Below are 18239 nucleotides of genomic sequence, written 5' to 3'. Positions count from 1 at the left end.
ATCAAGGTACACTAGCCCTATCTCTCGATACGTTTGAATAGTTGTGTGGGACATACATATGCACCCGTTTACAATCTTAAATTAACTAAAACTAATCGAGGTTATTATGATTACATCTTATCAAAATTTTATTGGCATTGATATCGGAAAATTTAAAAATGTTGCTGCAGTTCACAACCAAAAGAACACTATCAAGTTTGATAATAATGCTGCTGGTTGGCAACAATTGTTTCAAAATTTTTCAAATATTCTACCTAATTCTTTTGTAACTTTGGAAAATACAGGAAAATATGAGCTTGGCTTAGCACACTTTCTGGTTGATAAGAATGTTGCTGTACATCGAGCTAATACTCGCAAAGTAAAAAGCTTTACCTTATCTCATGGAATTTTAGCAAAGTCTGATCAATCAGATGCAAGAGCCCTTGCTCAATATGGATTTGAGCGTTATAGTACTCTATCTCTATTTGTGCCTATGTCAAAAGAACAAACAGCCTTAGCTGCACTTTGTCAACGTCGTGATGACCTTACACAAATAAGAGCTCAAGAGAAATGTAGACTGAAAGCACCTGAAAACGACTATATAAAAGAAAGTTGCCAAAAAACTATTGACTTTTTTAACAGTCAAATAGATGAGCTCAATGATGCCATACAAAAAATTATCGATGAGAATCCAGAGTTAAAAAAGCGCCAAAAAATCATAAGAACAGTACCAGGAATAGGTAAAAAGTTATCACAAGATTTTGTATGCTTGATGCCAGAACTTGGCTACTTAAGCAGGCAAGAAGTTGCTAGTCTTGCTGGAGTTGCCCCGCATCCAAAAGAAAGTGGTAAAGCTATTGGTTATCGCAGAATAAGTGGTGGCAGAAGGAACGTTCGTGAAAAGCTTTTTACATCTGCGATGGCTGCTTCAAGGACTAAATCTGCACTTGGTGCTTTTTATTCTGCTCTCATTGGTAGAGGTAAAAAGAAGATGGTAGTCATAACAGCTCTAATGCGCAAAATTATAGTGATTGCTAATGCAAGGCTTAAAGAAGCAATTAACGCAAATTTTTAAAATCTGCATAAGAAAATAGGTTAATGAATATGCGCGCCACACAAATTTAAAGCACATATTCATTAATCATAAGATCTAAGCAGTGGTAGTTGTTTGATATAAATTTCTTTCTGTAATGAACTAGGGTTTTTATTGCCAAAAATACGTTTTTCAATTGAATAAGAATACAAAACTATAAATAAGAGTTGTAATAAGACTAAATTCAAAAAATTTTAAAAAACATAGTTGATGAGAATTATGAAGATGGTATTAATGAATGGAAGAAAAAAGTTAAGTATGGAGCACGGTCTTATATTGAAGTCTTTTTCTATAGGTTATTTGGGTTTGGCTTGAAAAATAAATCAGAGGTAAATCGTGTGTTAATTAAGTGCTACTTACTGAACAAATTTACTGATATAGGTATGGCTAAATTTAAATTAGCTGCGTAAATTCATTGTGATTTACATGCCTATCAGTGCTATGCAACATAGCCAGCCTGGATGCAGCAAAGAAACACTAAAAGATTATTTCTTTTTTGATTATTTTCATCCAACTGCGGAACCTCATTGTGAAGTTGATAAGGATATACATCCTCTACAAAAATTGTTAAACTGGTCAATACTAATGTTCCAGAAAATAAAATTAGTGCTGAGCAACAGAGTAAGGTGGCAAATTATTTAAATTGTATAAAAGCCATATCAGACTTGATAAGCTACCGTGCAGAGTATTATGTGAACTATATGCTAAATTGTGCGCAATTCTTATATTTCACGGCATAGTTGGTTGCACAGAAGTGAAAAAGAATACAGTTTAACAAAGGCATTCATTGAGCTAAAAAGGCGGGTTAGAGAGTTATTTTTAACACTAAAGAATAAACTTAATAATTTGAAAACTTTTCTTAAACATAACTTGGTCACGATTTTCATTAAAAGATAAGTACAGAAAAACTAGAGTATCTACCTTAACTTCCCTGAATTCGCTCATAATCTCTTAACTTGACGCGTATGCTTTTTTTGAAATCATGCTTTTATCGATAACCTACATAGATCGACCTTTTTGTGAATCTGGGTTTCTGCTTTCTTCAACTTGCTTTGCAAAAGACGTCTCTTGTGTGTTCATATGTTGAAGTGGTTTAGCAATTTCGCGCACAACAGCAGCAATTACGGTTAAAAATGCCTTCAACAATCCACCTAGAGCTCCACCAACCGCTTCCCTATCGTATATACGAGCTTGCTTTTCATTATCGTCAGCAGTTTCCCCTGCCCTTCTTCTTGGATCCATTCTATGAGCAATAACTGAAAACAGCACTCCCCTAATTGAAGACTTCATTCGTGCTTTTGCCTTCTGAACATCTCCATCACTTGCTGCTTCATGTTTTTGCCTATTATTCATTAGCTCCTTTTGTTGTTGAGCACTTAAAACCTCTTCTATCAGTTGTTTCTTTCTCTTTTCCAGAACTCTTTTCTTGGATTCTGATTTATCACGAGTGTGCTTTGTGGTTTCAAGTTCTACATCAATATCCTCAGATGCTGCCTGACTATATAAGGTTTCTATGAGCCTATCTATACTTCGCTTTACTTGCATAGTCCTTTCGTAACTATCTAAATTATCGATTCCTTCATCAATTTGACTTAAAATATCCTCAAAAGGTTTTAAATATTCTTTGTACTGCTCTTCCAGCTGATTTTCATTCTTCAAATTCCTTTCTCTTCTGTCATCGCTATTCTCTTCAATATTAGCATCGTCTTCTTCAAAAAGATCTTCATCGTTCATAATTTTTTTAATTCAGTTAAAATCTTCACCAACCACTATTGTATATGAAAAAATTAAATTAACATTAATGAAAAGTGTTTACAACTTCAGCACTAGCTAAAACTACAGTGAAGCTATCAAAAGTGGCAGGGTCGTAATATCTCTCATACAATTCAACTGAACACCTAAGCCTTATCTTCTCCTTAGCATTAAAGCTAATTTCATAATCATTATTAGAGTTTAATACAGCAGAATTACGCAATAATTCATCAGCCATTGCAGAGTTTAAAATGCCATTAATTTTTATTGTAATCTGTCTGCTTCCAGCACAATCAAGCACTTTTCTCCAGCCAAAAGAGGAAATATCTTTCATCTCTTCTTTGTTATTACGCAAAGTAAACCTTAAGTTTCGTATATTATTCAGCACGACGAAATTATTGTCATGACCTTTAATTTTTAGCTGTAATTTGCTCATCGCTACCTCCTTGTATTAAAATATCAAAATTAATTGTTGAATGTAAAACTTCATCATACTGATTCATAGCACAATTACTTTCCAAAATGGTCTCACTACTAATGCTCTTTACCACCAAGCTAACATGCTTTATAGCAGCAAGCATGCTGCTTATATGATAAGTATATATGTCGCATGAAAATCTTACTTTTGTAGCAAAGTTAGATAGCATATGCAGGTTAATATAATTTACTATTCGCAATCTCAGATAAGGAATAGTAACCTGCTTAGGCAGGTAATCATAAATATTAGTAATGTATTTCTTTAAATCAGAGTTCGCTTTTAATGCTGCATAAATAGTATTGTATAATTCATTTATAACTTGAATTTTTTCCATAATTAATCCTCACAGAAACGGCTAAGAACATTGCAATTTGTAGGTACAACAGATGGTATTATGAAAGTAGTTGTAACTTGCAGATATAATAGAGGTTGTTACTCCAGTGGCCCCTTTTGTGTCATTCAAGTACCTTCCCTTTCATCATCCGAGTAGCTCCTTTTCCTGTCATTCAAGTAGACTATGTGGTGTCATTCCAGTAGTTCTTTTGGTGTCATTCCAGTCTGGGATCCAGCTTTACCTAACTATTTTTCTTGTTGGTCATTTTATTGAAAATGTTTGCTCATTTACAATCAATTTTCCTGGATCCCAGACTGGAATGACACCTTCCCTTATGAACCTAAGTTACAATGTTCGTACAGTAAGCACTGGAATCCAGTTTTCTTGACCAAAAACACTTCATTCTATAATGCAAAACCCATGCTTACAAAACCCACTTGCAATCTGGATCCCAGTGTCAAGCACTGGGATGACACCTTTCCTTATGGAATTAAGTTACAATTTTTGTACAGTAAGCACTGGAATCCAGTTTTCTTTATCAAAAGTTCTTCATTCATGTGGTAGAAATTATCTATAAAACAACCTTTGGTTCGCGAAACGGAGAATATACCTTCTTTACTTCAGACAAATGGCTACTTACTTCTGATTCACGATTTTTATAAAGAGCAGAAACATGCTGCATAATACCCAGCTTTATTTGTTCAGGAACGCTGTCATAACCAGCTTCGTATACAACATCAGCCCTTATTATGCTCAAATAATTGAAAAATTCAATATAGCTCCCTACATCACTAAAATAATAACTAAGTTTTCGATTTTTATCAGTAGCCAATATTATTTTGTTCACAGGACCATAACTTAAATAGATTCTACGAGGTATATAACCTTCATATGAAACTTGCCACGTTTGCTTTACCAGTGACTTTTCCATATGCCACTGAGCATAATCAGTTGCCATAAAAATAAAACTTGAAATCAACTTATCATCTTGATCATTTTCAATGCGTAAAAAAGATTTAACCTCTTCTAAAGTAACTGGAAAAGATTTAGGCTTAGATTTACGTTGTACATTTATAATTGGATACTTTGGTCTTGTTGACATAATAACCCTCCTTTTCTATATATAGCTAAAATGAGTAAGACTTATCCATGAAAAAATCTTACTTATTTTAGTTATCACTCAATATTAAGTTGCAGCAGCAATTCTATCGTACGAGTATATTGAGAAGAGAACGTATTAAAGCTGTTTCTCCTTTTTTATTGATCAAGTTTACTAAGCCGGATTTTAGTAGATTGACATTCTGAGAATGAATGTTATTGAAAGTGGAGTTTATCTCCTTAGCAAGTAGACTGCGAAATTTCTGCACACTTTCATATGCAATATTTTCAAGTTCATGCGCAAACCTATCTTGAGCTACAGCTGCTATGTCTTCTATTTCTTCATTGAACTCTTCTAGCTTTTTTTCCTTAGCTTTAAAGTTTTTCGTAAAAATTTTCATATTAATTAACCTCAACTACTTTTATGATTATAATGACAACAAAAAAACTACCGAAGTAAAAAATTCGTACTACGACACTTAAAACAATTCCAGCATAGTTAGGATCTGTTTTTAAAAATAGATTCCAGTGTCAAGCACTGGCTCTTTATGGGCTCTTTTAGTTATAAATATTAATAAATTTACTCATTGAAAAAAAGGCAAAAGAACCCCCACGTAGTGAGTTTAATAATTTAAACTGGCGCTGTAATAATGTGCTAACGCTTAAAATAAGCGCGTTTTGGCTGAATGTAGAAAAAATAAAAAAGACATGCAGCCGCTATAATTTTATGTAATCCGCCAATAAGCACCCTAAGTTTTTTACTGAATTTTTGTTGTTGAGCCTGCAGGTCAAAAACAAGTTTTGAGTCATAAATACCCTTAATGTCATAATAAGGAAAGTTGGCAACATTTGTCAAGTAGTTTTCTTATCTTTTGCAGGTATAATTTACATGCTACAATCAAATTTTCATAACTGGTGAATAAAAATGCAAAGAGATAAAATTAAAGTAGAAATAAAAAAGTTATCACATGGCGAAAGCCTGCCTCTTCCCTGTTATGCAACTATGCAGAGTGCTGGCATGGATCTTTATGCTGCATTGGACAATACTATTATTTTAAATCCACTTGAAAGATTACTTATTCCAACTGGAATTGTGATTGTAATACCAAACGATTTTGAGGGGCAAGTCCGCCCACGTTCTGGACTTGCTGCAAAACATGGAATCACTGTCTTAAATTCTCCAGGCACTATAGACTCTGATTATCGAGGTGAAGTTAAAGTTTGCCTAATTAATCTAAGTAATCAGTCGTATGAGATAAAAAGAGGAGATAGAATCGCACAAATCCTTATCACTCCTGTACCTCAGATAATTTGGAACAATACAGAAGAATTCTATGCGGAAGAAACTGACCGCAATGCAGGGGGCTTTGGCTCAAGCGGTAGGTAGTTTATTATATATAAGTTGATTATACTGATTTCTTCATATATAATATTAATATATTATTAATTTATTTTAAGAGGTAATTATGTCAATTTTTAAAAACCACCGTCACAAAACAAACATTGCACTTGCAGCACTTACTTCTCTATGTGTCATAAGTGCAGTAACAGCACTTTCAGTTCCATATTGGGTATCTTCAACTTCGATTTTAGCGCCACTTGCAGTTTTTGCAGCTACACCACTTGGAATAAGTGTTTTAGTATTTGTTGCTGTTGCACTGGTTAGTTTAGCAATATATTCCATCATCAAAAACAATGACATATCTGAGCCTAAAGCTTCGAGAATTGTTATTAGAAGTAATGAAGGAGATCTATTTGCGAAAGTAAAAGATGAAGATTTTGAGTATATCAAAACACACAACCAAAATAAGAATCAAGATGGCAGTGTTATCTCCGATGAGTATCGTATAGATTTTAACTTCGGAAGTAACAGTTACTACATTACTGCTGCAGGTAAGGAAATGGATAACAATGATGTATTATTAAGGATAAATTCAGTAGGAAGGAAAAATGATAAAGGTGAGTATGAATTAATACATAAAGATAAAGAAAAGTTAAAAACGTTAGGTTTAGGCGCTGAAGAAAATGATGCTAAAAGACTAACCATCGAATTTGTGCCAAGCTCAATTTTAAAATCACTAGAAGTTAAACACGAAGAGCCAGAAAAATTATTAAACAACTAAGTATAAAAGGGGTAGACTAAATAAGTCTGCCCTTCATTTTTTTTAGTGTTAATTACTTAAACTTATTATAGAAGTTGCCTAAAAAAATAGACGTTTACATACTTGTGAGAAGGTATCTGTTCAGGCAATGGCGTCAACTTAAGGGGAGATATTAAGGAGTAAAATACTACAAGAGACAGGACTTTTGTTTCTATTTTATTTCAATAAAAAAGTTTAAAATGTGTCTTTTTTAGGTGAGACATGCAAAAAGGAAAAAATCTTATCTTACAAATAAAAAATGCAATATACTCGAAAACTTTTCAGAAAATCCATTATATTGGAAAAAACAGTTTCACACGAACAAGAAAACTTCCTTTTTCGACAGTATTTTCTATGATTTTAAAGTTAGTTAAAAAAAGTTTGGGAATAGAATGTGAACTTATGGAGCCGTTGACATGTACCTTCAAAGCAAGCTTTCTCTAAAGCAAGATATATTTCAAGAATTTAAGCATCCGAACAGCCTATCAGGATGAACCTGAATTTGGAGAGGTTATAGACTTATTGCAGTAGATGGATGAGATTACCCAACTCCGAAGAAATCATATCCGAGTTTGGCTGTTTTAAACCAAATGGAACAACAGGCACCATTGGCAATTTGTTTGTTGATTTATGTATTTCACTGATTTGCAGTGCTCGTCTTGCCGCTTGGAATGTAGGTGAGCAAATACTGGCAGAAGAGCAATTACCCGAAGTTATTACTCAAATGCGTTTGTTAAATCAAATTATTTATCTATGATCGTGTTCAGTAAAATTCATTCAGCAGCATTATGATTTGAAAGTAAACTTTATTTTTCGCTTGCAAAAAAGAAATTATAGTAAGCTATGGGCGAATTAGATTTTGATTTTATATTGGAAAATGAAAAGCTAAAAAATAAAATGAAAGGACAAAAAGTAAGAGTTATAGTGCTGACATTAGCCAATGGAGAAACAGAGTTTTTTGATCGAGACTTTGGAAGATATCAGTAGAGCTTATCTATTAAGGTGGTACATAGAGGAGTGCTATAAACGGCTCAAAGTAGGATAGAGAATTTTTCTGGGATAAATTTAGAGACAAGAATTTTGGGCAAATGTGCAATATTCATATGTGTGATGCACAAGGGCCTTGGAACCCAGATCAAATTGCTGAGTATCGTTTAAATTTTTCAGTTTTATTTGGTTTGATTAGGCAGAAACTTTATCAAGTGCTTGTTGCACCAAAAAACTTTCAAGACCTTTTTAAGTATACGCGCTAAAGTTAAGATCCGACCGGGAAGATTGTATAGCCGCACTAAAGTAGATAAGCTTAAACGACATCATATCTTTAGGAGAATTTGCTAATGTATTCTCTTAAGTTAACGCCATTGTCTGTTCAGATACGGTCATTTTTAACTATTTGCCTTTTTTCTATGCAAGAAGTGTATTGATAAGTCCATTACAATGCAGTATTGTAAAGAATATAAACCAAGTATTACTTAGGACATGGGGATTTTAAAATTTTTTGGGAAGATGCTAGGCAAGGTTTTTCCTGCCAAAATAGTAAGCTCTTTTTTGGGAATAGGATATTTACCAGGTTGGCAGAATTATTGGTCTTCTTGTCTAATATTACTTATTATCGACATTATATTAATGCTTGCATATGGAGGTGATTTTATACTACATAAAATGCCGAATTCAGGCATAGTTGTAGCTGCCATTTTTACCAAGTTGGCAATAGTTATGTTAGTGCTGCAATTAGTTGGAATATCTATTTTGCACGTTCAAGACCCTTCAGCGAGCAGTGATGAGAATATAGTAATACAAATAGCATCAGGACAGGTGATGACTGTTGCGCTTTCGATGCCGGCAATAATGTCAATTTATTATACTGTAAGTAAATTCTATTTAAGTATATGTAAGGCAATACTTCAATGTCCATTTTGGTTTAATGATCTTATGCGTTTGTTCTTTTTCTTTATAATACCTTATTTATTTTTTAATGTTGTGGAAGTAATAAAACCATGGCCGATAAGTACGATACAGCTTAGTTATAACAATGCAATATCAATCACGTTTGAAGGGATTTTTCATATGTTTTATGCAGTGATTTTATTGTACTTGACTGCATTTATATTCTGCGATTTGACTATGCATGATGCGATTGCTTTAAATAAAAGCATACTTGAGTATATAAAAGAAAGTTCAACAGCCTTGAGAGACTATTTTCATGGCACTATTAAAAAAATAAGTATTGAATAGTACTTATTTGCTTATATATTCAGTTTAAAAGATATATAGTTTGCGTGAATCTACAGGATATAATAAAGGGACTACAAGGTTTTTGGGCTGATGAAGGGTGTACTATACTTCACCCATATACGTCTGAAGTTGGAGCTGGAACACTACATCCTGCAACAATCATGTCAGCGATTGATGAAAAACCAACAAAAATTGCGTATCTACAACCAGTAATCAGACCTGCAGATGGGCGCTATGGTGACAACCCTAATCGCTTATATCAGCATCATCAATACCAAGTTATAATAAAACCATCTGGCAGCAATTTGCAAGATGCTTACTTAAATAGCTTAAAGGCTCTTGGCATATCTACAGAGAAGTATGATATTAAATTTATTGAAGATGATTGGGAAAATCCAAGTGTTGGTGCATCGGGGCTTGGCTGGGAAGTTACATGCAACGGAATGGAAGTAACACAACTTACTTATATACAACAAGTGGGAGGCATTGACTGCAGAATAATTCCTGGTGAAGTAGCATATGGATTAGAGCGTTTAGCAATGTGCATACAGGGTGTAGATAATGTTTACGACATAATGTGGAATGATAGCGGTGTAACTTATGGAGATATTTTTAAACAAAGAGAGTATGAGTTTTCTTACCTGGCACTTGATTATTATGATACTAAAGTAGTACAACAGCAGTTTGAGGACACAGAAAAACTGTGTAAATTCCTTATCGAAAAAGAATTGCCGGTAGCAGCTTATGACCAATGTATTAAAACTAGCCATCTACTTAATCTACTTGATGCAAGAGGTGTGCTTGGTGTCAATGAACGTACAGCGCATATTGGTAGAGTTAGAAAGCTGACAAAAAAATGTTGTGAATTATACATGAGTAAATAGCGTATGTCGTTGCAGTTGTTATTTGAGTGCCTTTCAGAAGAAATACCACCGAGAATGCAGAATGTAGCTGCAACTCAAGTTAAGAACTGTATTGTCAATATTTTTAACAAAAATAATGTAAAATTTACATCAATGGAGGTTTTTGTAACGGCACGTCGTATTGCTCTTTTTATCGATGGCATAAGTGCTTTAGAGCTAAAAGATTCTAACAATGAGATTAAAGGACCAAGAGTTAATGCACCGAAAAGTGCTATCGAAGGTTTTTTGAGAAAAAATCGCAAAGGTGAAGAAGATTTACTCATTCGCAAAGTAAATAATGAAGATTTTTACTTCATTAAGAGAGAAAGCTGCCTATTTAACATCAGTGGATTCCTCAAAAATCAACTAGAGGAAATGCTCAAAAACTTTTCTTGGTTGAAGAGCATGAGATGGGGCGAAGGAAAAGAAAGGTGGGTTAGGCCAATTAAAAACATTTTATGCATTTTAAATGATGAAATAATACCTGTGTCTTTTGCAGGAGTCACAGCATCTAACACAACATATGGCCATCGATTTCTCTCAAGTGATGCGGCATTAACTATTAAAGCACCTAAAGATTATTTTGAATCGCTAGAAAAAAACAGTGTAATTCTCCAGTTGGACAAAAGAAAGCAATTTATACTAGATCAGATTAATAAATTCACAAAAGAGCAGAATTTACAACTTGAGAAAAATGATTATTTACTAAATGAATTGACGGGGCTTATAGAATGGCCAATTGTACTATTTGGTAAAGTAAAATCATCAGAGTTACCGAAGGAAGTAATACTTAGTATAATTAACACACAGCAAAAGTATCTTGCTTTAAGTGATGGACAAAAAATCTCACATTTTGTTACTGTTGTAAATGTTAACAATAATGAAGTTGTTAAAGGCCATGAAAGAATATTAGAAGCACGTCTTGTTGATGCCCAGTTTTTGATATCTCAAGACAAGAAGGAAAACCTAGATTACTATGTCAAAAAATTGAGCTCTATTTCATTTCATGCTTTGCTTGGTAGCGTGGAAGAAAAAGTGAAGCGTATTATTGCTCTGTCAAAGTATGTAGCAATATTTGTTCCACATGCTTCACTAATTAAAGTTGAACGTGCTGCATATTTAGCAAAGGCAGATCTTGCAACGTTGATAGTGAAAGAATTTCCGGGATTGCAAGGAGTAATGAGTGGATATTACGCTTCTTATTTTCAAGAAGATAAAGAAGTAGTAGAAGCTATAACTGAGCACTATAAGCCAGTCGGATCGGAACAAGAATGCCCTAAATCTCCTACTGCGATTGCTGTGGCTATTGCAGACAAAGTGGATAGTTTGGTTGGTTTAATTGCAGCAGGTGAGAAAATCTCTGGTTCGTATGATCAGTTTGGTTTGCGGAGAATGACAATTGGTATAATTAGAACAATACTTGAAAATAATTTGCATATTCCAATTAGGCTGCTGATAGATAAGTCAATATCTTTATGTTCAAGACTTCTATTTAATAAAAATACAACGCCAGTTGATAAGCCAAATGAAAAACAAATTTCAGAGCTAGTATTTAAATTCTGCTTAGAAAGGTTCAAGGTTATTTTAAAAAATAGAAATATAAGGCAAGATGTTGTAGATTCAATACTATATAAAATTGATATTAATGATTTGCTGACAGCAGAAAAGCAAGCTGTTATATTAGATCGTTATCTTAGTACGCCAGAAGGTGAACAGGTTCTAGGCACTTACAAAAGAGTCAGTAACATGATGAGCAAAGTAAGGAAAAGAGATGACACTACTTATAGTGCATCTTACGGTAAGAGATTTTTGATTGAAAATGAGGAAATTGCGCTATCAAATTGTGCTATAACTGCTTGTAAAAACATAAAACAAGCGATAAAAAATAACCACTTTAATGCAGCGCTTGATGAACTTGCTGGTTTTGCTCCACTTATCAATCAGTTTATGGAAAGTGTAAAGATTAACTGTGATTCTAATGAGCTCAGAATAAACAGGTTATCTTTGCTTGCAAATGTTATTTCTACTTTTCATTTAGTAGCAGAGTTTAACCTTATACAGGTTAAACAATTGATAAATGCTCAGGCAATATAAGGAACAAATTAAATCATCCCCACAGTCCTGTGGCGTGTACAAGATGGTTGGAGATAAGAATAAGATTTTATACATTGGTAAAGCAAAAAACTTGAAGTCGAGGTTATCCGACTACCTTCAATTTGAAAACCTTTCTGAACGAATTAGAGTAATGATCTCACAGGTTATTAAGGTTGAAATATTCATCACTGAGAATGAAATCGAAGCATTGCTTCTTGAAGCACAGTTAATAAAATCGTTAAAGCCATCTTATAATATTTTGCTTAGGGATGGAAAATCTTATCCTTATATAACAATTTCTAAGCATGATTATCCAAGAATAGCGAAATATAGAGGTAAATTTAAGAAGAATGAGTTTCATTACTATGGCCCTTTTCCATCTGCTGCTGCTGTTAAGAACACTATATTATCATTGCAAAGAGCTTTTCTCTTAAGAGTATGTTCAGATCAATATTTTTCTTCAACAAAAAGACCATGTCTTGAGTATCAAGTTAAGCGTTGTTCAGCACCATGCGTAGATAAAATCACAAAAGATGATTACTGCCAATCAGTAAAACAAGCACAAAATACGTTACTTGGAAGAGATAAGGAGGTGCAAAAACAGTTATTTTCTACAATGGAAAAGTGTAGTAGTGAAATGAACTATGAGCTTGCTGCTGTCTATAGAGATCGATTGAGATTTCTTCAGCAAATTCAAATGCAGCCAATGGATTTTTCTTTTGAAGAAGATGCAGATTTCCTCAGCATCGTACGTGAGGCAGACCTAGCATGCATTGGTGTATTATCGTTCAGAGATAAAGGCAATTATGCTTACTTTGTTGAGAATTGTAGTGATCATCCAAATGATGAAATTTTATCCACCTTTTTGGTCAATTTATATAATCCAATTAACACACCACCAGCGCAAATTTACGTTCCAGATTCTATTGTGGACAAGGAAATTATAGAACAAGCACTATATAAAGTTGCTCAAAAGCCAGTAAAGATTCTGCATGCGAAGAATAAAAAAGAGCGTGATTTGTTGAATTTTATTTACAATAATTCTCAACACAGCTTAGAGCAGAAGTTTACTGATTATAGAAATAACCTAGAAAAGCTCGAAGAGCTTAGCAAAATCTTTGTGTTACCAAATATTCCAAAGCGTGTCGAAGTTTATGACAATAGCCATATATCTGGAAATCAACAGATTGGTGTGATGGTTGTTGCAGGGCAGGAGGGTTTTTTAAAAAGTGAATACAAAAAATTTACTATAAAAGAAGAAATTTCAGGTGATGACTATAAAATGATGAGAGAAGTGCTGACTAGACGTTTCTCTGGTAATATAAAAGATATAATCCCTGATTTTTTATTGATTGATGGCGGTCCAGGACATGTTTCCATAGTGCAGAATGTGTTGGAAATATTGAATATAAAAGTTCCTTTTGCTTGTATGGCAAAGGGTCATGATCGTAATGCAGGAAATGAGAGATTTTATGTGCCGGGCAGAGAAGAATTTACTCTAGCAAGTGACAGCAAGGTCATGCTTTATTTACAATTGCTGCGTAATGAGGCCCACCGCTTTGCAATAACTTCGCATAGAAAAAAACGCGATAAACAGTTTTTTACTTCACAATTAAGCAAAATATCCGGCGTTGGCAATAAAAGAAAGAAGGCACTCATGTCTCATTTTGGTTCGGTAGAAAACATAAGCAAAGCTTCTTTAGCTGAAATTCAAAACGTACCTGGAATTAGTAAAGGTTTAGCAGAAATCATTCTTAAACACGTGAACTATAAGAAAGGTGCTTCTAAAGAGATACTCTAAAATCAACTTTTATTTCTTCTTAATAAGACATAAAAAGCTCCTTTACTACCATGTTTCTTTGTGGCTTGCTGGTAGTATAAGATCATATGCCGAACTTTTGTATCATTCAACCACCTATTTAAGCTGTTTTTTATAGTGTCTGCTTTATCTGTGCTGTTACCGTACCCCGTAATTATCAATAAGCACCTATTCCCTGCTTGATAATTTTTGAAAATAAAATCTATCAATTTACAATAAGCATTATCTATACTATAGCCATGCAAATCGAGTTTATTGCTTATAAAATATTTGCCCCTATCGATCTTTAATTTTGTATTGTAGTCAAGACAAAATGATGAATCACCATTATCGGTATTAAGAAAATTTTCTTGTAAGCTGGAGGTATCTTTATCAATCATAGATTTGATATTTACTTTGTGATCAGCTTTTAAAGTAACTTTTCCACATTCTATTGGCTTAACATTTTTTTGCCAATCTAACTCGTCATCCGACATAAATGCATTAATTAAATCACATAATTTTACAACAATATATAAACACAGTAAAATATTGCTTATTCTATAAAAATCAGATTTTCAATAATAAGATGAAACCATCAAAAGCTAATGAGAACTGTTGGCTATACGGAAAGCACACTTGCATGTCAGCATTAAGAAACAAAAATAGGCGGTGTATAGAATTGTTAGTAACAGAAAATTTCTATAGAGAATGTGAGAAAGAAATTAGACAATGTGCAGATAGTAAGGGCATTAAAGCTCAGCTAGTAGAGAACAAAATATTCAATGATATTTTACCCAAGGGTGTCAATCATCAAGGAATTGCTTTAAAAGTTGCTCCTATTTTTCACAGCTTAAATATCGAAGAAGTGGCTGAAAGCTCAGGTGACAGCTCTACTATAGTCATTTTAGATCAAATTACTGATACACACAATATAGGGTCGATTTTAAGAACCTCAGCTTGTTTCAACATTGATGCACTGGTTTTACCACATCACCATTCACCGAGCGAAAATGCATCTATTGCAAAAGCAGCAAGTGGAGCACTAGATATTGTCCCTCTAATATACGTTACAAACATAGTAAAAACTATGGAGTCTCTCAAAAAGATAGGCTACTGGTGTTATGGGTTTGATTGCAATGCTAAGGAAAATATAGATGAAATAAAGAACTTTGGGAAAAAAAGAGTAATTATTTTTGGTTCTGAAGAGAAAGGAATGCGAAGACTAGTTAAAGAGAGTTGTGATTATCTTTTAAAAATCCCAATGTCAAACGTAATTAACAGTCTAAATGTTTCAAACGCAGCAGCAATAGGACTATATTCCATCCACATTAAAGCAAAAATCACTGCAAATTAGTTGCAATAAAAAATAGACTTCTTGCCTTTTATCAAGATCGTTAGAATCTAGAAAGAAGAATTTCATTCTAGATTCACATGCACAGCTGGAAGATGTCATCCCAGTGCGTGACACTGGGATCCAGTTAAATTTGCGAGTATAAAAGTAATGTTAAAATATAACGTTTCTGATGATGATGGAAAAATGGATGCCAGTGTCTGGGCACTGGCATGACATCTTCCTACAGAATAATGTTCGTACAGCTGTGTATCACATGCTGGAATGACAACAGTGAATGACATAGCGAGATATCATCTACTGGCACTTACATTACCAATCCCAAGAAAGTGGTGCACTTGGATCTATTGGAATCTCGAAGGATGGCTGTGACATTACAGCTGTTTGTAAGTCCTCATTCTGTGCTACAGCTGTTTGTAAATCAGTATTATTTGCTACAGCTGTTCGTAAGCCAGCATCAGCTGCTACAGCTGTTTGTAAAGCTGGAATAGCTGCTATAGAATTTGGATTTGCTAAAACCGCTTGTAAGCCAGCATCATCTGCTACAGCTGTTCGTAAACCAGCATCAGCTGCTACAGCTGTTCGTAAACCAGCATCAGCTGCTACAGCTGTTCGTAAGTCAGCATTCATTGCTACAGCTTCTTGTAAATCAACATTCTCTGCTACAGCTTCTTGTAAACCAACATTCTCTGCTACAGCTTCTTGTAAATCAACATTCTCTGCTACAGCTTCTTGTAAGTCAACGTTTTCTGCTACAGCCGTTTGTAAAGCTGGAATAGCTGCTACAGCTTCTTGTAAATCAGCATTCTTTGCTACAGCTTCTTGTAAATCAGGATTATTTGCGACTTCGTCTGCCAAATCTTGTTTATTTTTAGCAATTAGTTCACTAGCTACTTCTGAAGGCACCGGTTTTAATCCTTTTTCGCCTAAGAAATCTTTTGCTATTTTCTCCTGACCGGCAGCACCATATACTTTATCGTCAGCATTATCTCGAACCCTGTCCAAAGCTTCCCCAAGTTTATTTACTAAAATTGATTTTTTACCATCTTGAGCATCGAATATAGCTTCAACAACAGGCTTTTTTGCTACTTCTTCTGCAAGTTTGGAAATTTCAAGATAGTTAGATAAATCTGGTGCTGCTGGTATAACACTTATATTAGCTTTTTTTGCCAACTCATCATCCACACCTTTTTTAGTATATATACCAGTAGTACCATCATCTTTTGCTAATTCTGGTATTAAAGCATCCACAACAGGTTTTGCTGCAGCTTTTGCTGGAAGTTCTGTAGTTTTCACAACTTTGTCTGTAAGCTTTTCTAAAATAGCAGTAACTTTAGCATCATCTAAATTTGCACCATCGACTTTAGCAAATGCAGTATCTGTATCAGTTTTAGTGTAAACATCCACAGTATTAGCTTTGTTATCTAGAGCACTTGTATCAGCTTTTTTTGCCAACTCATCATCCACACCTTTTTTGGTATAGATACCAGTAGTACCATCATCTTTTGCTAATTCTGGTATTAGAGCGTCAACAACAGGCTTTTTTGCTACTTCTTCTGCAAGAACTGACTTACCAGCTGTACCACCTATAGTAAGTAATTTTCCTAAAGCTGCTGCTAAACCATCTACTGTGTACTCTTTTGCCTGACCACCATTTGGTGTATATGCCACTTTAAGATTATCCGTGGTAGTATCCAAGGTATATTTATTACCCGTACCATCTTCTAAAGTTATAATTTTGACTTGATCCAGTGCTGCTGTTGTTGTTCCTGCAACACTTTCAAATTTTAAACTAGCCACCATATCACTCTCCGTTGATTATAAAAACCATAATGTGCATGAAAATAATATAATTTCCGTAAATACTAGATTTTGCATGAGATTTACTTAAGGTCTTTTGCTTTAGAATTCTTCTCTTGTGATCTGAGTATATAGCAGACGATGTCATCCTAGTAGCCCCTTTGGTGTCATTCCAGTGCGTGACACTGGAATCCAGCTTTTTCATAATCATCAAAACGTTGTATTTTTATATAACTTCTGTACTCACCAGCTTGATGTATGATCAGAATTCCTGGATCCCAGTGTCAAGCACTGGGATGACATCTTTTTTCTGGAGACAAATACATCTCAATCTTCGTACAGTTGTGTGTCTGGACACCGTAATGACACTGAAGGGGCTACTCAGATCTGTCATTCCAGTGCTTGACACTGGAATCCATTTTTCCATCATAAGAAATGTTGATTACTTTTATACTAGCAAATTTAACTGGATGCCAGTGTCTGGGCACTGGAATGACACCGAAGGGGCTACTCGGATCTAGCTAGCTCAAATCACAATGTTCATACAGTTGTGTGTCTGGGCATTGGAATAACAAAAAGAGGGCAGTGCCCTCCTTGTATGTATTAGATGTAGGTCGAGTTATGATCGTGATAAACATGATCGCTTGTGCAATCAAACATTGTCGCAAAACCATTCTCTAGATAGAGATTGTATTCATGATGTTGGTCTGATAACTCAATGTTATCTTGCGTTTCTAAGTTGAAATGACTTGAATCTGACAGCAATTCGTAATTCGGATTGGGAATGTTCAAAAAAGTGTGTCAAGCCGCATTTTTAGTTCAACTCAATTTTCAACCTATCTGGAAAGAAAATATCAAGTTGAGACATAGTTAAAGCCCAATTAGGGAGAGCCATAATCCACTTTTGCTCTACCTTTTTTATAGCACAATATACCTGTTTGTACAAGGCATTTGTACTAGTAAATGAACCCTTAGTTTTAGTAAATTTCCTGATTTGTCTATGCAACCCCTCAATTGGATTAGTGGTGTAAATCAGCTTCCTAACTGGCCCAGAATACTTAAAATAACTGGATAAGTTTTCCCAATTGTTCTGCCAGGATTTTATAACTAAAGGATACTTTTCTCCCCATTTTCCTTCCAGCTCAAGCAGATAATTCTCAGCAATTTCTTTACTTGAAGCA

17 protein-coding genes and 3 pseudogenes are annotated in these 18239 nt (G+C 34.4%); 11 read left to right on the top strand and 9 right to left on the bottom strand.

Annotated features, from left to right (window positions below; translation table 11 throughout):
• Positions 1-106: 106 nt before the first annotated feature.
• From Wcon_RS04160 to Wcon_RS04150, 3 genes and pseudogenes are all read left to right on the top strand, one after another.
• Positions 107-1054, top strand: coding sequence for an IS110 family RNA-guided transposase (locus Wcon_RS04160; RefSeq protein ID WP_063630491.1), 948 nt, complete (start codon positions 107-109; stop codon positions 1052-1054).
• Positions 1055-1293: 239 nt separating this feature from the next.
• Positions 1294-1482, top strand: a pseudogene (locus Wcon_RS13330) (IS5 family transposase); the annotation flags it as partial.
• A gap of 132 nt (positions 1483-1614) precedes the next feature.
• A pseudogene (locus tag Wcon_RS04150) lies at positions 1615-2027 on the top strand (IS4 family transposase); the annotation flags it as partial.
• A 44-nt stretch (positions 2028-2071) separates the two neighbouring features.
• Here the strand turns inward: Wcon_RS04150 and Wcon_RS04145 are convergent.
• The 5 genes from Wcon_RS04145 to Wcon_RS04125 all read right to left on the bottom strand — a co-directional run bounded on the left by Wcon_RS04145 (position 2072) and on the right by Wcon_RS04125 (position 5135).
• On the bottom strand, positions 2072-2806 hold the full coding sequence (locus Wcon_RS04145) for a hypothetical protein (RefSeq protein WP_114517317.1): 735 nt from the start codon (positions 2804-2806) through the stop codon (positions 2072-2074).
• Between the two features lie 64 nt (positions 2807-2870).
• Entirely contained in the window at positions 2871-3260 is a 390-nt protein-coding gene (locus tag Wcon_RS04140; RefSeq protein ID WP_114517316.1) for a phage tail tube protein, read from the bottom strand.
• Complete coding sequence (locus tag Wcon_RS04135) at positions 3235-3636, bottom strand: DUF3168 domain-containing protein (protein WP_114517315.1); 402 nt, start codon at positions 3634-3636, stop codon at positions 3235-3237. Before Wcon_RS04135 ends, Wcon_RS04140 begins: the two co-directional genes overlap by 26 nt.
• Before the next feature lie 571 nt (positions 3637-4207).
• On the bottom strand, positions 4208-4738 hold the full coding sequence (locus Wcon_RS04130) for a head-tail connector protein (RefSeq protein WP_114517314.1): 531 nt from the start codon (positions 4736-4738) through the stop codon (positions 4208-4210).
• A gap of 103 nt (positions 4739-4841) precedes the next feature.
• Positions 4842-5135, bottom strand: a complete 294-nt coding sequence (locus tag Wcon_RS04125) for a hypothetical protein (protein ID WP_114517313.1) — start codon at positions 5133-5135, stop codon at positions 4842-4844.
• 524 nt (positions 5136-5659) lie between these two features.
• On the opposite strand from Wcon_RS04125, the gene dut reads away from it, so the two are divergent.
• From dut to uvrC, 7 genes and pseudogenes are all read left to right on the top strand, one after another.
• A complete protein-coding gene (gene dut / locus Wcon_RS04115) occupies positions 5660-6121 on the top strand; it encodes a dUTP diphosphatase (RefSeq protein ID WP_114517311.1) in 462 nt (153 codons plus the stop codon).
• A gap of 79 nt (positions 6122-6200) precedes the next feature.
• On the top strand, positions 6201-6857 hold the full coding sequence (locus Wcon_RS04110; RefSeq protein ID WP_114517310.1) for a hypothetical protein: 657 nt from the start codon (positions 6201-6203) through the stop codon (positions 6855-6857).
• Positions 6858-7097: 240 nt separating this feature from the next.
• Positions 7098-8213, top strand: a pseudogene (locus tag Wcon_RS04105) (transposase).
• 141 nt (positions 8214-8354) lie between these two features.
• Positions 8355-9110, top strand: a complete 756-nt coding sequence (locus tag Wcon_RS04100; RefSeq protein ID WP_114517309.1) for a phosphatidylglycerophosphatase — start codon at positions 8355-8357, stop codon at positions 9108-9110.
• Between the two features lie 44 nt (positions 9111-9154).
• Positions 9155-9994 carry a glycine--tRNA ligase subunit alpha gene (locus tag Wcon_RS04095; RefSeq protein WP_114517308.1) on the top strand — a complete coding sequence of 280 codons (840 nt, stop codon included), beginning with the start codon at positions 9155-9157 and terminating at the stop codon, positions 9992-9994.
• Positions 9995-9997: 3 nt separating this feature from the next.
• On the top strand, positions 9998-12106 hold the full coding sequence (glyS, locus tag Wcon_RS04090; RefSeq protein WP_114517307.1) for a glycine--tRNA ligase subunit beta: 2109 nt from the start codon (positions 9998-10000) through the stop codon (positions 12104-12106).
• Positions 12090-13907, top strand: coding sequence for an excinuclease ABC subunit UvrC (gene uvrC / locus Wcon_RS04085; RefSeq protein WP_114517306.1), 1818 nt, complete (start codon positions 12090-12092; stop codon positions 13905-13907). Before glyS ends, uvrC begins: the two co-directional genes overlap by 17 nt.
• A gap of 2 nt (positions 13908-13909) precedes the next feature.
• Here uvrC and Wcon_RS04080 read toward each other — a convergent pair whose 3' ends face one another.
• Positions 13910-14401 (bottom strand): Smr/MutS family protein, encoded by a 492-nt coding sequence (locus Wcon_RS04080; RefSeq protein ID WP_114517305.1) that lies wholly within the window; start codon positions 14399-14401, stop codon positions 13910-13912.
• Positions 14402-14493: 92 nt separating this feature from the next.
• On the opposite strand from Wcon_RS04080, the gene rlmB reads away from it, so the two are divergent.
• Positions 14494-15261, top strand: a complete 768-nt coding sequence (gene rlmB / locus Wcon_RS04075) for a 23S rRNA (guanosine(2251)-2'-O)-methyltransferase RlmB (protein WP_114517304.1) — start codon at positions 14494-14496, stop codon at positions 15259-15261.
• A 309-nt stretch (positions 15262-15570) separates the two neighbouring features.
• Here the strand turns inward: rlmB and Wcon_RS04070 are convergent, their stop codons facing one another.
• The 3 genes from Wcon_RS04070 to Wcon_RS04055 all read right to left on the bottom strand — a co-directional run.
• Positions 15571-17058: a hypothetical protein gene (locus Wcon_RS04070; protein WP_147269145.1), complete on the bottom strand. Its 1488-nt coding sequence runs from the start codon at positions 17056-17058 to the stop codon at positions 15571-15573.
• Positions 17059-17062: 4 nt separating this feature from the next.
• Positions 17063-17263 carry a hypothetical protein gene (locus Wcon_RS04065; protein ID WP_147269144.1) on the bottom strand — a complete coding sequence of 67 codons (201 nt, stop codon included), beginning with the start codon at positions 17261-17263 and terminating at the stop codon, positions 17063-17065.
• Between the two features lie 609 nt (positions 17264-17872).
• On the bottom strand, positions 17873-18239 hold a 367-nt coding region (locus tag Wcon_RS04055; protein WP_147269143.1), incomplete at its 5' end, for a transposase.

The organism is Wolbachia endosymbiont of Cylisticus convexus, from assembly GCF_003344345.1.
Note: the sequence above shows the minus strand (reverse complement) of the source record. Positions and strands in the feature narration are given on the sequence as shown.

Excerpts from the sequence above, each read along its gene's own strand:
- Wcon_RS04125 (WP_114517313.1), bottom strand. The coding sequence starts at position 5,135 with ATGAAAATTTTTACGAAAAACTTTAAAGCTAAGGAAAAAAAGCTAGAA.
- Wcon_RS04080 (WP_114517305.1), bottom strand. The coding sequence starts at position 14,401 with ATGTCGGATGACGAGTTAGATTGGCAAAAAAATGTTAAGCCAATAGAA.
- Wcon_RS04130 (WP_114517314.1), bottom strand. The coding sequence starts at position 4,738 with ATGTCAACAAGACCAAAGTATCCAATTATAAATGTACAACGTAAATCT.
- Wcon_RS04160 (WP_063630491.1), top strand. The coding sequence starts at position 107 with ATGATTACATCTTATCAAAATTTTATTGGCATTGATATCGGAAAATTT.
- Wcon_RS04110 (WP_114517310.1), top strand. The coding sequence starts at position 6,201 with ATGTCAATTTTTAAAAACCACCGTCACAAAACAAACATTGCACTTGCA.
- rlmB (WP_114517304.1), top strand. The coding sequence starts at position 14,494 with ATGAAACCATCAAAAGCTAATGAGAACTGTTGGCTATACGGAAAGCAC.
- Wcon_RS04140 (WP_114517316.1), bottom strand. The coding sequence starts at position 3,260 with ATGAGCAAATTACAGCTAAAAATTAAAGGTCATGACAATAATTTCGTC.
- Wcon_RS04065 (WP_147269144.1), bottom strand. The coding sequence starts at position 17,263 with ATGAAAAAGCTGGATTCCAGTGTCACGCACTGGAATGACACCAAAGGG.
- Wcon_RS04135 (WP_114517315.1), bottom strand. The coding sequence starts at position 3,636 with ATGGAAAAAATTCAAGTTATAAATGAATTATACAATACTATTTATGCA.
- uvrC (WP_114517306.1), top strand. The coding sequence starts at position 12,090 with ATGCTCAGGCAATATAAGGAACAAATTAAATCATCCCCACAGTCCTGT.
- dut (WP_114517311.1), top strand. The coding sequence starts at position 5,660 with ATGCAAAGAGATAAAATTAAAGTAGAAATAAAAAAGTTATCACATGGC.
- glyS (WP_114517307.1), top strand. The coding sequence starts at position 9,998 with ATGTCGTTGCAGTTGTTATTTGAGTGCCTTTCAGAAGAAATACCACCG.
- Wcon_RS04100 (WP_114517309.1), top strand. The coding sequence starts at position 8,355 with ATGGGGATTTTAAAATTTTTTGGGAAGATGCTAGGCAAGGTTTTTCCT.
- Wcon_RS04145 (WP_114517317.1), bottom strand. The coding sequence starts at position 2,806 with ATGAACGATGAAGATCTTTTTGAAGAAGACGATGCTAATATTGAAGAG.